Origin of the sequence: Bacteroides sp. AF34-31BH, assembly GCF_003602795.1 — a bacterium.
Taxonomy (GTDB): Bacteria; Bacteroidota; Bacteroidia; order Bacteroidales; family Bacteroidaceae; genus Bacteroides; species Bacteroides uniformis.
In genome coordinates this window covers 82,949-98,031 of sequence record NZ_QTLV01000005.1, presented here as the reverse complement: position 1 = coordinate 98,031, position 15,083 = coordinate 82,949, and the positions used below count along the sequence as shown (strand labels likewise).

Sequence of the window (15,083 nt, the reverse complement as noted above, 5' to 3'; positions counted from 1 at the left end):
AAAATAGGCCGACAGATTATCTATCGCCTACCACAACCGCAAAGTGGCCATCAACGGATAGCCCACCCGCCATCGCAATTTAAACTTACGCACCAGATTCCAGGGCTTGGTTCTGGTCTTACCTTGAAAATACCAGATGTAGTTGTTTACGGCATCCAGTACCCGTGAAGAGGACTCACCGTCCAGATGGGCTTCATGCTTGTGCACATAAGCACGCATCCGCTCCATCAGTTCTGCCGGACGGGAAATGGCCTTTTCTATCGCTCCTTCCACAGCATCCGTCTCAGTGACATTCAGCAAATGAGCTCCTGGCATGGTGTTGCAATAAGTCACCACCGGTTTGTCCAACATCATCGCCTCAACAATCACAGACGAAGCATCAGACAACAACACATCCGCACTATTCAGCAGCTTGGCATCAACAAGTCCACTCTCGTGGAAAGTAATATTGGGGCAGGAAGCGGCCAGTTCCTTGTATTTCTTGAGGACTTCCATATCCGAAAATTTCGGATGGAACGAAATAATCCAATCCCAGTTCTTCTCGCGCACCAGTCTCTTGATGGTATCAAACAGATGAGGAGCAGAAGTTATATTTCTTGTAAACGTAGAAGAGTACAAAACTACCGGACGTGCATTATGAGGAGTATGTACACGTTCCTTCACGAAAGTATCCGCCTTGCACCAGCCAGTTTCGTATACCTTGAAGAAGCCGTATTTCCTCTCAAGTTCCTTGAAAGGAAGAGTGCTCGTTTCTCCTTGCGTGCAATAGACATCGAACCATCCGCGGACAGAAAAATGGTCGTCCTTTTCATCGCCACGCTTATTGATGGGGTAGCCATGAAAAAGGGAAACTTTCACTCCCGGGAAGAAATCATAAATATAGTTGCCCGGCGCAAACACGGCAATAGGCTGATAATCCATCACTTCCTGAACAGATTGAAGCCACCTCTCATCTTGATCCAACAGAACCGGGCAGTCTGGCTCGATAAACCATGCAACATCGTCTCCTCTACGCTTGATTTCGTCCTGAAGCGGGCGAAGTATAGGATAGGAATAGGCTACCGAAACGAAAAATAAATAATGCTTCTTCATACACTCAAAATATCACGGCAACGACACAATCGTCACCTCAAATTACCAATAGAACAATAAAATCCAGCCCTTAGTTTGTAACAGTTTTGCTTTCTTTGCTTTAAACGTCTGCAAAGTAAATACAAGAATTCTGCATATACTGCATCAATCCAGAAAAAAAAATGACTTTTATCAACTTTTTTCCAAAAGTTGCTGTTTATGAAGCTTTTTCTTCTCTAAAATATCTATCTTTGCACCCCAATATTTTAAAAATACTATTTTATGAGAAGAAATCTTTTTCATTGCTCCAACAGCCAACAAGGGGCAACAGATAAAGTGACTCTTTTGTTCGGAATCACCGTTTTTTTCAAATTCCTGCTATTCGATTTCATCTGGAGCATACCCACCACATTCGCTTCATTCTCTACCATCGAATTTTATGCAACCAAAATAATAGCCACCCTCGTACTTCTCGTCCCCTATAAGTTCTTCCGGCTCTGGAAAACAGAGATAGTCATCATGCTTTTGCTGGATATACTGCTGATTGTCAACTTGATGTATTTCCGCACCTACTATACTGCCATCCCACTTAACAGCTATGGACTTTCTGGAAACCTCGCCGATTTCACCGGAAGCGTTTACGACTCCTTCCGCTGGTACGACATCTTCTTCCCTCTATCTACCATTGCCAGTATCCCCCTTTATTGGCATTACAAAAGAAATACCGCCGGAAGAACATCATACAAGTATTACGGAGGAGCTTTGGGAATCGGTATCCTGCTGTTTGCCATCACCACCCTGGCCAAAGGAGGATTCAAGGAAGCATACAACACCGTCCGCCAGAAAGCCTATCTGTGTGCAAGCACCACTTCCATGTATACTGTCTTCGGAAGCCTATACTATGACCTCATCAACCAGAAGCAGGAGGCCACCCCACAGATACAGCAAGAGATAAAGGAGTGGCTGAGCCAGAAACCCGGACATCACCCTTTGGCCGGACGTATCGGAATCCGCAACAACTGCATCGTCATCCTGGCAGAATCTTTGGAAAGCTGGGTACTCGAAAGGGAAGTGGAAGGGCAAGAGATTACCCCATATCTCAACAAACTGCTGCAAGACTCCACCACCCTATACGCCCCCCACGTACTGACGCAAGTGAAAGGAGGGCGCTCCATTGATGCACAGCTGTTGCTTTGCGCCGGTATGCTGCCTATCAACAGCGGCACATACAGCAGCCAATATCCAGACCACACCTACGGAACCCTGCAAAAAGCCATGCATCAGCAGAAGAACTCGCGCAACTACCTCCTGACCATCGATAAAGTATCGACCTGGAACCAAGGCGTCATAGCCTACAGTTTCGGGACCGACACCATCATTGCTTATCATGACTTTGAACTGACAGAAGCCTTTGGCACGCACAAACGTACCGGAGACGGCTCCTTCCTGGCGCAATGCCGCCAAAAAATAGAGAAGGGGGAAATCTGGAAGAAGGGGGAGAATGTTTACATGCAGCTGGTGACCTACTCCGGCCATGCTCCCTTCAAATTGCCTGAAGAATTGAAAGAGATTCATTTCTCTCCGGCCATTCCACAGAAAATGAATGACTACATGACCACTGCACGCTATACGGACAAGGCGATAGGAAAATTCGTGGAGTACTTGAAAACACTCCCACAATACGACGAGACCCTTATCGTCATCACCGGTGACCACGAAGGACTGGCTACCTACCGTGAAGAATTGTGTAACGCCCCCGGTGGCAAGGGTATCGTATCCGACAAGACATTCACCCCTTTCATCATAGTAAACTCTCCGGTAGGCATGCGTTATGATAAAGTGATGGGACAAATCGATATGTACCCCACCTTACTGAACCTGCTCCAACTGGATGATTACTACTGGAGCGGATTGGGCCAAAGCATCCTCGACCCATGCAAGAAAGGATTCGCCATCAGCCCCCAAATGGAGGTGGTAGGTGAAGAGCCCACCCCGGCAGAAGCCGAGTTCGCTAAAAAAGCATACGATATTTCCGACCAGATGATACATTTTGATTATCTTTGCTCAAAAGCGAAGATAGGCGGCACCTCAAAATAAAAAATGAACAAGTTCATTTTGTTCTGCTTTCGGTTTGCACTATCTTTGCACCGTTCAAAAGAAGTAAAATGTAAATAAAAGCAATGAAGGTACATATTCATCCGCACTATGCCGCCTACGAGAGTTATATCCGAGCCATCCCATCGGAAGAATATGAACGGGAAGAGGTTTATTGTAACCGAAGGAACACAGTCGAAAGAGTGCGGTTCGGAGACAAGGACTTCGTAATCAAGAAATACAAAAGACCTGCCCTCATAAACTGCCTCATTTACACTTGGTTCCGCAAAAGCAAAGCGCAGCGCGCCTTTGAATATGCAGAACTTTTTCTGCAACGGGGAATAGAGACCGCCCCTCCGGTAGCTTATATAGAAATCAAAAAGAATGGTTTCTTCCACACCGGATACTTTATTTCCGAATACCTCCCCTACCCGCTTGTTACGGATATGTTCGGTACGGAAATGGAGGAAGAAGAGAAAAAACGGCTAAGACATGACCTCGTAGACTTCACTCTCCAATTACATCTGAACAAGGTCTTGCCACTGGACTATAATCCCAAGAATATATTTTACCGGAAGACAAACGGCAAATATCACTTCGCCCTCATTGACATCAACCGCCTGAAGCTCGGTAAAGTACCCGGTATCAGAATGTCCATGAATGCCTTCAGCCAACTGGGTATTCCCGCCGATGACTTCATGAAAATAATACCTCTATATGCCGAGCAAAGAGGATTCGATATTGAAGAATGCATATTCTTCACTCTCTTCAGCAGACTGAAATGGAGAAAGCAAAGACAATTTAAAAATTTCGTCAAAAGCAAGCTTCATTTCTGAAATGTCGTATCTTTGTACCAACGAGATTAGAAAATTATGCAAGATTATATCACCCAGTCCATCCAAGAAGGTATCAGGCTCAAAGAAAATATCCTGAACAACCGGCAAATGCTTGCCGACATCGAAACTGTCGGCAATCTGATAGTACAAGCCCTTCGACAAGGGCACAAAGTCTTGCTTTGCGGTAACGGCGGCAGTGCAGCCGATGCCCAGCATATCGCCGCCGAACTCGTCGGACGTTTCGTGACCGAACGGGAAGGCCTGCCCGCCATCGCCATGACAACCGACACTTCCATCCTGACCGCAGTCAGCAATGATTATGGCTTCGACCGCGTCTTCGAACGGCAGACAGCAGCCTTGGGAACGAAAGGTGATATTCTGATAGGCCTTTCTACCAGCGGCAACTCTCCCAACGTAGAGCATGCCTTGCAGAAGGCACAATCTATGGGCATCACCACCATAGGGCTCCTGGGAAGGGATGGAGGAAGGTGCAAGGAACTTTGCAATTACCCGTTGATTATACAGCACGCCGAATCTGCCAGGATTCAAGAAGTGCACATTACCATCGGACATATCTTGTGCGGCATCGTTGACAATAAACTGTTCTCCCATGAATAAAGCGATTTTCCTTGATCGGGACGGTACCATCAATGTTGATTTCGGCTACGTTTACAAGACCCAAGAGCTTGAATTATTGCCCGGTGTAGCCGAAGCACTCCGCATTTTTCAGGAATTGGGTTATCTGCTGATTGTCATCACGAACCAATCCGGTATTGGACGTGGCTACTTTACACTGGAGGACGCCGAACAGTTCAACCGGGCACTCGCCCAAGAGCTGGAAAAACATGGAGTTATACTGAACGATTTCTATACTTGCCCTCACGCTCCGGAAGAACATTGCGAATGCCGTAAGCCTTCTCCTTTCATGGTGACGGAAGCGATGAAGAAGTATGACATCGACCCGTCCCAATCCTATATGTTCGGAGACAAGAAGTCGGATACGGAATGCGGCGAACGAAGCGGTGTCAAGTCTTTCCGGGTCACAGAGGAACATCCGCTTATATACTGGGCAAACCAATTAAAAAACAACCTATTATGAACGCAGAATTAAACAGTATAAAGGGAAAGAAGGTGCTTGTCATCGGAGACGTGATGCTGGATACTTACCACATAGGGGACGTGAAAAGGATTTCTCCCGAAGCCCCCGTACCAGTGGTCCGTGTCACCCGTACCTACAATGTATTGGGAGGAGCGGCCAATGTTGCAAGAAATCTGTTGGGACTGGGTTGCTCGCCGTATGTCGTCAGCCTGCTTGGCAACGACCACAACGGAAACACAATGCAGGAGATGTTCGCTGATTTGGGTATCAGAAACGAACTGTTTCATACAGAACACCCAACCATCACCAAAACCCGCGTAATAGGCAACAGCCAGCAAGTAGTACGGCTGGACTTTGAAACAGAAAATGAATGCCTGAACGAAGAGACTGAGCAGAAACTGCTGGATGCCGTGAAGCGTGCACTCCCCGAAGTGGACATTGTCGTGATTTCGGATTATGGCAAGGGAGTATGCAATGATACAGTATGCCAGCAGGTTATATCCGCCTCTGCCGGGCAAGGGAAGAAGGTCATTATAGACCCCAAAGGGACAAATTGGGAGAAATACCGTTCCGCAACCATCATCACCCCCAACCTGAAAGAGCTTTCGGCTGTTTCGGGAGTGGATGTGAGAAATGAGGATAAAGAAATCCATAGCGCAGCAGACCGGATACTGAAGGAGTATAACCTTACTTCTCTATTAGTGACACGTTCCGAAAAAGGCATGTCATACATAGCTCCCGATGCCTCGCAGGACATTCCTACCGAAGCGAGGGAAGTATATGACGTTTCAGGTGCAGGCGATACTGTCGTGGCAACTTTAGCAGCTGCGCTGGCAGCCGGTATCCCTATTGCAGATGCCATTTATCTTGCCAATAAAGCGGCCGGCATTGTAGTCGGGAAAATAGGCACCAGCCCCATTCTGTTCAAAGAGTTGCAGGACGAGCTACAAATCGGGAAACCGGCCAGCAAACTTATTCCTATTCCCCAACTTGCAGATACTATAAAACAACTGCGTGCGCAGGAGCGCAAAATCATATTCACAAACGGCTGCTTCGACATTCTGCACAAAGGACACGTGTGCTATCTGGAAAAGGCCAAAAGACTGGGGGACGTACTTATCGTAGGATTGAATTCGGACAGCTCAGTAAAACGTTTGAAAGGGGAATCGCGCCCCATCAATGATGAAAGCGCCCGCTCCACAGTCCTGGCAGCCTTGGAAGCAGTGGACTACGTAGTGATTTTTACGGAAGACACCCCGCTGAACCTCATCAGGACAGTAGCGCCGGACGTGTTGGTAAAAGGTGGCGACTATGCCATAGAAAACATTGTAGGCAGGGAGTACGCCCAAGAAACAGTAACTATCCCCTTCGTAGACGGTTATTCCACTACAAAGACGATAGGCGCCATCAACCAAGAGAAGCAATAATCTTTTCAGCGACTTGTTGGGGGGTAATATCCACCATACACTTCTGATAAACAGCTAGCCTGCATTTACCCCGTCCGTCTTTGGTGCACGGACGGCAAGGCAGGGCTGTTTCGAGTATTTCCACCGTAGGTCCCGTAGGGAAACCGAAGGCCGTAGGTCCCATCAAGGCAAAAGCAGGAACACGGAACAAATCAGCGGCATGCATAAAACCCGTATCAGCGCTGATTACCAGATTGGAACGCAACACTATGTAAGAAGATTCCATCAATGAGGTTTGTCCCGCAAGGTTAACTACCCGTTCCGGTGCAGCACTTCTGATTTCCTCACAGAAAGTATCCTTCGGACCAGCCAGAATAACAAATTTATACTCAGGAAGAAGGGCAACCAATTCTTTCCAATAGGAAACGGGCCAGCGTTTCATTTCCCAGTTGGCAGACGGCACCAGCGTAATCATATCTTTGGTTACAAAGTTCTCATACTTGCTACGTATTTCATCCGGGAAATGCCAGTCGTGATAGTTGTCCGGAAAATGCGTAATTCCCCATTTCTTCAATGGTTTCTGAAAAGACACCATCCCCCTGAAAGGCTTGTCGAAATGATTGATTCCCAGTTTAAACAACAAAAAGCGTTTGCCTCTCTCTTTGCTCCGCAAAGCAACGTAAGGTTTCACAAAAGGCAATGGAGATACTATCAGCTTCAATATGTTGGAACGGATATTACTATGAGCGTCATAAATGTAGTCGAAATGCTCTTTTCTCAAATCAGCCGCCATTTTCAACAACCCGGCAAGTCCGGTCTCCTTGTCAAACGCCCAGATTTTATCAATCCTGCCATCCATCGACAAGGTCCCCACCATATCTTTCCGGGTAATCCAATGAATTTCCACATCTGCAAACCGTTCACGTATTCCACCGATAATTCCCATACACTGGATAATATCCCCTATCGAACTGAAACGGATAATTAAGAATTTGGTCATAACAAATTTATTAGAATTGCTGATTCGGCACAAAAGTAATAACTTAATTCAAGTTTCGCAAATAGCGATATAGGCTAATCATACAATATAGAACATCAGCCTACACAAAACACAAACATAAAAATTCAATCCAAGTCCAAACTATTGTCTACAAGAAATCTAGAGGTATTATATATCACTCATAAAACAGTATATTTCACACCAATATTGTTTTTGCATATTATAAAATATAAATGTTTTCAAGTAATTATAATCAAAAACTCCATTTATATAAATATCTTTGTACTTATTTTCTCAATTAGCAAAAGATGACAGCTATAAAATCTCAAAACAGATTATTTTCAATCGTTATACCTACATGGAATAACCTTGCTTTCCTAAAACTATGCATACAAAGTATCCAAAGAAACTCTTACTACAATCACCAAATCATTGTACACGTAAACGATGGAAGTGACGGAACCTTAGAGTGGATAAAAAAAGCAGGTATTGATTACACACATTCTGAGCAGAATATCGGAGTATGTTTTGCTATGAATATGATGCGCACTAAAGTCAAAACTGATTATATTCTATTTTTGAATGATGATATGTATGTACTCCCTTTTTGGGACAAGGTTCTCTATGACGAAATAGAAAAACTGTCTGACAATTATTTCTTTCTTTCAGCTACATCAATACAACCACATACACAAAGCGCATCAACCATCTTAGCCAATTATGGAGACAGTATCGAAACTTTTCAAGAAGATAAATTACTGAAAGAATACATGAACTACAAAATAAACGACTGGATGGGAGCTACCATTCCTCCCAATATCGTACACCGGGACATTTGGGATTTAGTAGGCGGTTATAGTATAGAATACTCACCCGGAATGTACAGCGACCCAGATTTCACCGCAAAATTATATATGTGTGGAGTCAGATTCATGAAAGGGCTACAAGCCAGTCGCATCTATCATTTTGAAACAAAATCAACTACCCGCATACGCAAGAATTGTGGTCAAATGCAATTTCTATTAAAATGGGGCATGACTTCATCCACATTCCGCAAAGTTTTCACTTACAAAGGAAAAGATTTCAAATCCCAAAAGATAGGAACTTTCAAAACAGGAAATAGATTCAAAATAAGCCTAATACGCGGCCGCCTAAAAGCCATATTTTATTTATTAACCAAAGATTTCGGTCCCTTATGGAAATTTTGGAAAAAAACATTTGTCTAACATTTCCCTAAAAGAGCAAAATTATAAAATAGAATTGGAACTTTCTTGTGAAGAATAGGGCTTATCCAAATCCAAATAGTGGAAATTATGCTGTCTCTGCCCGCTTTGTTTCGGTATAACCATGTAGTCTCCATATTTTCGGGTCAGATAGGCGTCATAATCTTGTACTCCCCACACTGTTTCGCCCTCAAACGAAACGGGAGTCGGAGCTCCCAGCTCTGCCTTGGGCATAATACCGCGCATACCGTCGTCATAATCACAGACTAAAGAAGACTTGTCAAAGTCATAGGTGGTCATCACATTTCTGATACTCCTCTGTACGCCGGCAGTAGTAAAAAGTCTCCGGCACAGCAGCGGCAACCATGAGCCGGGACCTTTTCCATGTTTATAAGGGTCGCGGTAGATAAAATAGAGCACCCGCTTGTAAAATTCATACCGGGCAAAATGAATCCTCTGTTTCAGGTTGCTTTGCGGTACACCGTCCAATGGAAATACGTCCAAGTAGATACCTCCCAAGTATTTCAAATGCATACGCTCGATAAGAGTCGTATCCGCATCTTGTATCTTGGCAAAAGGTAATGGATAATTCGGATCATTTTCTGCGCAGACAGCCTCATAAGGCTTGGGAAGCCATTCCTTGGAATGAGACATCAACAAATCATAATCAGCCCTCGGCATACCGATATCCAAATCATCGTCCCAAGGGATAAATCCCTTATGACGGACTGCACCAAGCATAGTACCGGCCATTATATAATAGCGCAAACCATGTTCTTTACAAACTTTATCCACAGCAAGCAATATCTTCAAAATACGAAGCTGCAAAGGACGTATATCATAATCTGCCATAAAAATCAGCCCATTAATTAATAAAGTTGTGAAGGAATCAACCGCTGTGCTTGTTCAAAGTCATTCACCGTATCAAGCTCCACAGAAAAATATTCGGTAGTGTCAAGCGCATAGAAAGAGTGTCCTTGCGGTATGAGACGCTCAAAAGCACGTTCATAGAAGATATTATCCAAACCTTCTTTGGTAATCATAACCTCCAATTCCCGGAAAAGCGCTTCTGTATAAGCGGCAGACATCTTCTCGATGCCAATAGACTCGCCAATAGCTCGGGATATGGAGCACGTCTTACTGATTTCCAACACCTTGCCATCATTGTCCGCTATTACCTTGATTTCCTCTTCCCCCAATGTATGATGGTTCAGAGCCAACGCATCCGCTTGACCATATCCAAGCAACTTGGCTACAATCTGCGGGTCAAAAAGGATATCGCTGTCCAGCAACAGAATGTCCTCTTTATCTACATAAGGCCGTGTAAGCCATAAAGAGTAGATATTATTGGTAGAAGCATATTTCTCATTATAGATAAACGTAACCTCCAATGCCGGATAATGAGCTTCCAGAAAGTTCACAATCTGCTGCTGTCTATAACCGGTGACAATGACAAACTCCCGAAAGCCATTCTGCAGCAATGCATCAAAGGCTCTTTGCAGCAAACAACGCTCTCCAACTTTCAACAGACATTTTGGAGTGGTATCAGTCAACGGACGCAAACGCGAAGCTATCCCTGCAGCCAATATAACCGCTTTCATTGTAATGCAATTTTTTTAATGGTGTCAATGACAATACGGTTCTGTTCAGGACGCCCCAAGGTAATACGCAAATGGGTATTGATGTCTGGTTCATTCATGAACTTCACCTTATAATCCTCGTCGGCAAAAGCTTTCTGTAAGCGTTCTTTCAAGACAATCGGATATTTTATAAGGACAAAGTTCGCCACCGACTCATATACCTTGAAACCAGGCAACGTCCCTATCTCCGCTTCAAAGCAGGCGCGACTCTCATTCATCAGCCGTGCTATATTCCGGTAATGCGCATCCGATTTCAGTGCGGCAATAGCAATATCCTCAGAGATACGGTTATAACCCAGATATTTGTTGCTGTATTTGCCAAAGCTGGCCAACTCCTTACTCATAAACCCAAACCCCATGCGCAATCCGGGCAATCCGTAGAACTTGGAAAGCGTGCGTGAAATAATCAGGTTGGGATATTTATCAACCAGCATTTTAATATAGTCCGTATCAGTAGATACGAAAGAGGCATAGGCTTCGTCCACCAAAACGATGGTTGTTACGGGCAACTCAGCCAACAAAGCGTCCAATTCTGCGGGGGTCAGACCGTTACCGGTGGGATTATTGGGCGAAGCGATTAATAAGACCTTGGGATTCTCACGCTGTACCATCTCTTTCATGGCAGCGAAATCATATTTAAAGGTATTGCCATCCTCATACAATGGATACTGCAACGTATGCCCGTCCACTTCATCAGCAATGGATTTATAGTACCACCACGAGAATTTAGGAATGAGCATCGTCTTGTTCCCATCCTCTTGGGTCAGGAAATAGTGGACTGCTTGTTTCAATATATCTTCTCCACCATAACCCAACAGTACCTGCGGTTCATCAATTCCGTAAGATTCAGATAGATAAACAGACAGAATACTCTTCTTGCCTTCGTCGTAGATACGGGTATAGAAACAGAGTTTGTTTATATCAAAATTCTTTAGAGCCTCCACCACCTCTTGCGAAGGTGCGTAGTTAAACTCATTGCGGTCCAAATAATTCATATCTTAGGTTTCTTTTGTTAATACTTTCCGATAACACTCCATCGTCTCACGCGCCATCTGCTCCTCCGTGAAACGCTGTGCCCACTTCAGCCCCTCCTCAATCATGGTGGCACGCAAAGAAGGCTCTTGTGTACGGGCAATCGCTGCCGCCAATCCCTCCACATCATAGGGACGCACATACAATGAATGCTCCCCCCCCGCTTCTTCAAGACAAGAGCCGGTTGCTGCTACCACCGGAATGCCGGAATGCAAAGCCTCAAGAATAGGGATGCCAAAACCTTCGTAAACGGATGGGTATACAAAAGTCTCGGCCGACTGATAAATGGCAGGTAAATCGTCCGAAGGGATACCATGCAGAAAATGTACTCTGTCTTGCAATCCGGCTTTTGTCATAAACTCTTTCAGCTGATGGATATAGGCTGTGGGTCTCCCTACCAGAACAAAATGCAGTTCATCGGGCAGATACTCCAAAGCCTTCACAATGGCCAGCGCATTTTTACGCTCCTCAATGGTGCCCACCGACAAGATATAGCGTTCGGGCAACCGATAACTCCGCATCACCTCCTTGCGCTTATCCTTACCGACACGACAGGCATACAGAGAACTACACCCTTGGTAAATAACGGAAATTTTATCCGCAGGAATTCCATAATAATGTATGATGTCACGCTTGGTACACTCACTCACAGCAATGATGTGGTCTGCATGCTTGCATGCATAGCGGCATTTGTAGTTATAAATCAAGCGGTCGACCAACGAAAAACAATGTGAAAGTCTCAGGAAAATAAGGTCGTGAACAGTCACCACACTCTTTACTTCCCGTACCCGATGGATGGTCAGGGGAAGTTCGTTACTCAATCCGTGGAACAGCCGTATGTTGTCCCGTTTCAAAGTCCTGCGTATACCTCCCACGCGCCACAACGAAGTCATTCCTCTCCAGAGCCAATAAGATGGATAATGTACCGATACCGTTCCCCGGCTTTCGGCCACCATCGACGAGAGTTGCTGATTTTCACGGTGTACCGGAGCATACAACCAATACTCGTTTTCCGGAGCAAAGGCTGACAATGACTGCACCACATACCGGCTGTAATTGCCCAATCCCGTAAAATTCTGCACAGCCCGTTTTCCGTCGTATCCTATTCTCATCTCTAAAAAGTTTCAGCTGCAAATGTACAAGATAATCCTCATATAGCAGTCTATTTCGCTTTCCTTTTTTGACAAAAACACAAATTCACCTATAAAACATAAGATAGAGATGAGCAATCACTTGCTGTCTGTTACAAAAACCAAGTACGGAATCGGGCACATCCCCATTGTTCAATCCGTACTGGCCCATTGTTTTATCCTTCAAACACCTTATCTCCTTCCCGAAAACTACTTTATTCATCATCGGCCCACTGTTATGAACCAATTCAACCACACTAGTGAGCTGTTTAGTTCACTCAAGTGAACATCACGGCTCACTAACGTGGGCTGCTGAAGAATCCAAAAGTAAAACGAAAGAATGAAAAGGATGCAACAGAAGAAAGAAGGATGCGGAACGGAAGAAAACACGGGTGAGAGCAAAATTTACCCTCACCCTTTTCGATTGCTCTCACCCACCCCTGCAATGCCGTTGAATAGGGAAGTTGAAGAAAAGAGTGAGAGCGGTGAGGGCAGAAATGCAAACTTAAAAACGGAAAGAGTCAAATTATTTTCCGGGCATTACTTAGCCACTTTGACGGATTAGTCGTATCTTCGCACGATGGAAAATCGTCGAAAAGAACAGCAGCATTATGAGAGTCATTGTTGACAACAAAATACCTTTCATTAAAGAAGCCATCGAAAAAATAGCCGACAGCGTGGTTTACGCCCCCGGCAGAGACTTCACTCCGGAGCTGGTGAGAGATGCCGATGCACTGATTATACGTACCCGTACCCGTTGCAACAAGGAATTGCTGGCTGGCAGCAAAGTGCGCTTCATTGCCACCGCCACCATAGGCTTCGACCATATAGATGCGGCGTACTGCCGTGAAGCAGGCATCACCTGGACCAATGCCCCCGGATGCAACTCGGCATCCGTAGCCCAATACGTGCAATCGGCGCTGCTATTATTGCAACAGCTCAAAGGAGTGCAACTGTCCGGATTGACATTAGGCATCATCGGCGTAGGCAATGTGGGCAGCAAGATAGCCCAAGTAGGCAGGGAACTGGGCATGCGCGTCCTGCAGAACGACCTGCCCCGCCAGGACAAGGAAGGAAAGGCGGACTTCAGCTCCCTGCAAACACTCGCAGCAGCATGTGACATCCTCACCTTCCACGTACCTTTATATAAGGAAGGGCCATACAAGACATTCCATCTGGCAGACGGCGGCTTCTTCCGGTCATTGAAGCGCCGCCCCGTCATCATCAACACCTCCCGCGGAGAGGTGATTGAAACCGATGCGCTGCTGAACGCCTTGGAGGACGGACTGGTTTCCGATGCCATCATCGACGTATGGGAGAACGAACCCGACATCAATCTCACCTTATTGAATAAGGTGTTTCTCGGCACTCCCCACATAGCAGGCTATTCGGCCGACGGAAAAGCCAATGCCACCCGCATGTCCCTGGATGCCCTTTGCCGCTTCTTCCACATCGAAGCAGACTACCGCATCGACCCTCCCCAACCGGAGAATCCCGTTATCACCGCCGACAGTCCGGCGGAAGCCTGCCTGCAAATGTATGACCCGAGAAGGGACAGCGAAGCGCTGAAGACACATCCCGAGCTTTTCGAGAAACTGCGCGGAGACTATCCGTTAAGAAGAGAAAAAGAAGCCTACGCCTATACTCCGAAGCAGGCATATACGGAATAGCATATAGCATCTTGTGAAAGCAAAAGACAAAAGAATTATTTTTCGACATAAGAACAAAAGAACATATTCGCAGAGTGATATAGCTTCTATTTTTCTTTTTGTTCTTTTGTTCTTATGTCGAAAAAAAGAATATTCTCTTTATAGTCCATGCCTATACCGCTATAAGCAAAGTCCTATATGCCTTCCACCAACCCCTCAATCACCTTCGGATAGTATTCGTACTCCAGCCGGTGGATGCGCTGCGCCAGCTCCTCCGGCGTATCTTCCGGCAGCACGAGGCACTTCTGCTGGCAGATGATGCCGCCCTCGTCGTAATGCTCGTTCGTGTAATGGATGGTGATGCCGCTCTCCTTTTCGCCGGCGGCAATCACCGCCTCGTGCACACGGTCGCCGTACATCCCCTTTCCGCCGAACTTGGGCAGCAACGAAGGATGTATATTTATCATTTTATCGGGATAAGCATGCAGAATATTGTCCGGCACACGTGCCAGGAATCCTGCCAATACCACAAAATCAATGTCATACTCTCGAAGCATGGACAAGACAGGCTCTCCACTCTCCCAATCGCTCTTGGCAAACCATGCACAAGGCACTCCCAGCCCCTTTGCACGCTCTAAAACGAACGCATTCTGCCGGTTAGTCAAAACCAGAGCCACACGTGCCGAACCTTTTTCCCGGAAATAACGGATGATATTCTCGGCATTCGTACCACTTCCCGACGCTAAAACTGCGATATTTTTTCCCATAATCCCTCCAATCACTGCACAAAACCGTGAAAAATGTGCAAAAAGGTGCATTTAATTCATCAAATATTTGCGAGGAATGATAAATATTCATTCCTTTGCACCGCAAATTTAAAGAAATAAAACTAATTATTAATTA

Annotated in this window: 14 protein-coding genes; 7 read left to right on the top strand and 7 right to left on the bottom strand. The window is 45.6% G+C overall.

From position 1 onward, the window contains the following. Nucleotides 1-27: 27 nt before the first annotated feature. Nucleotides 28-1,092 (bottom strand): CDP-glycerol glycerophosphotransferase family protein, encoded by a 1,065-nt coding sequence (locus tag DWZ67_RS09980; protein ID WP_120138737.1) that lies wholly within the window; start codon nt 1,090-1,092, stop codon nt 28-30. A 261-nt stretch (nt 1,093-1,353) separates the two neighbouring features. On the opposite strand from DWZ67_RS09980, the gene DWZ67_RS09975 reads away from it, so the two are divergent. The 5 genes from DWZ67_RS09975 to hldE all read left to right on the top strand — a co-directional run bounded on the left by DWZ67_RS09975 (nt 1,354) and on the right by hldE (nt 6,527). Next, complete coding sequence (locus DWZ67_RS09975) at nt 1,354-3,168, top strand: LTA synthase family protein (protein ID WP_009037397.1); 1,815 nt, start codon at nt 1,354-1,356, stop codon at nt 3,166-3,168. Nucleotides 3,169-3,251: 83 nt separating this feature from the next. Further along, on the top strand, nt 3,252-4,001 hold the full coding sequence (locus DWZ67_RS09970) for a lipopolysaccharide kinase InaA family protein (protein ID WP_005825949.1): 750 nt from the start codon (nt 3,252-3,254) through the stop codon (nt 3,999-4,001). A 36-nt stretch (nt 4,002-4,037) separates the two neighbouring features. Beyond that, nucleotides 4,038-4,619, top strand: coding sequence for a D-sedoheptulose 7-phosphate isomerase (gmhA, locus tag DWZ67_RS09965; protein WP_008662056.1), 582 nt, complete (start codon nt 4,038-4,040; stop codon nt 4,617-4,619). After that, nucleotides 4,612-5,100 carry a D-glycero-alpha-D-manno-heptose-1,7-bisphosphate 7-phosphatase gene (locus DWZ67_RS09960; RefSeq protein ID WP_008662057.1) on the top strand — a complete coding sequence of 163 codons (489 nt, stop codon included), beginning with the start codon at nt 4,612-4,614 and terminating at the stop codon, nt 5,098-5,100. The genes gmhA and DWZ67_RS09960 overlap by 8 nt, the downstream gene beginning before the upstream one ends. After that, nucleotides 5,097-6,527, top strand: coding sequence for a bifunctional D-glycero-beta-D-manno-heptose-7-phosphate kinase/D-glycero-beta-D-manno-heptose 1-phosphate adenylyltransferase HldE (hldE, locus tag DWZ67_RS09955; protein ID WP_008662058.1), 1,431 nt, complete (start codon nt 5,097-5,099; stop codon nt 6,525-6,527). Before DWZ67_RS09960 ends, hldE begins: the two co-directional genes overlap by 4 nt. Here the strand turns inward: hldE and DWZ67_RS09950 are convergent. Next, nucleotides 6,508-7,506 (bottom strand): glycosyltransferase family 9 protein, encoded by a 999-nt coding sequence (locus DWZ67_RS09950; RefSeq protein WP_008662059.1) that lies wholly within the window; start codon nt 7,504-7,506, stop codon nt 6,508-6,510. The two genes, hldE and DWZ67_RS09950, sit on opposite strands and share 20 nt — an antisense overlap. A 308-nt stretch (nt 7,507-7,814) precedes the next feature. Between DWZ67_RS09950 and DWZ67_RS09945 the strand changes: the two genes are divergently transcribed. Next, the gene (locus DWZ67_RS09945) at nt 7,815-8,732 is read left to right on the top strand and encodes a glycosyltransferase family 2 protein (protein ID WP_005825959.1); all 918 of its coding nucleotides are present in this window, start codon (nt 7,815-7,817) and stop codon (nt 8,730-8,732) included. A gap of 21 nt (nt 8,733-8,753) precedes the next feature. On the opposite strand, the gene DWZ67_RS09940 is transcribed toward DWZ67_RS09945, so the two are convergent. Genes DWZ67_RS09940 through DWZ67_RS09925 form a run of 4 tightly spaced genes read right to left on the bottom strand, consistent with a single transcriptional unit; the run spans nt 8,754 to nt 12,513 of the window. Continuing rightward, nucleotides 8,754-9,581 (bottom strand): phosphorylcholine transferase LicD, encoded by an 828-nt coding sequence (locus tag DWZ67_RS09940; protein WP_005833794.1) that lies wholly within the window; start codon nt 9,579-9,581, stop codon nt 8,754-8,756. 17 nt (nt 9,582-9,598) lie between these two features. Continuing rightward, complete coding sequence (locus tag DWZ67_RS09935; protein ID WP_005825963.1) at nt 9,599-10,330, bottom strand: NTP transferase domain-containing protein; 732 nt, start codon at nt 10,328-10,330, stop codon at nt 9,599-9,601. Next, nucleotides 10,327-11,364, bottom strand: coding sequence for a pyridoxal phosphate-dependent aminotransferase (locus tag DWZ67_RS09930; protein ID WP_005825966.1), 1,038 nt, complete (start codon nt 11,362-11,364; stop codon nt 10,327-10,329). Before DWZ67_RS09930 ends, DWZ67_RS09935 begins: the two co-directional genes overlap by 4 nt. A 3-nt stretch (nt 11,365-11,367) precedes the next feature. Next, nucleotides 11,368-12,513 (bottom strand): glycosyltransferase family 4 protein, encoded by a 1,146-nt coding sequence (locus tag DWZ67_RS09925; protein WP_005825968.1) that lies wholly within the window; start codon nt 12,511-12,513, stop codon nt 11,368-11,370. Between the two features lie 629 nt (nt 12,514-13,142). On the opposite strand from DWZ67_RS09925, the gene pdxB reads away from it, so the two are divergent. Beyond that, on the top strand, nt 13,143-14,201 hold the full coding sequence (gene pdxB / locus DWZ67_RS09910; protein WP_120138735.1) for a 4-phosphoerythronate dehydrogenase PdxB: 1,059 nt from the start codon (nt 13,143-13,145) through the stop codon (nt 14,199-14,201). Between the two features lie 173 nt (nt 14,202-14,374). Here the strand turns inward: pdxB and purN are convergent, their stop codons facing one another. Continuing rightward, nucleotides 14,375-14,947, bottom strand: a complete 573-nt coding sequence (gene purN / locus DWZ67_RS09905) for a phosphoribosylglycinamide formyltransferase (protein ID WP_117962996.1) — start codon at nt 14,945-14,947, stop codon at nt 14,375-14,377. Nucleotides 14,948-15,083 lie beyond the last annotated feature (136 nt).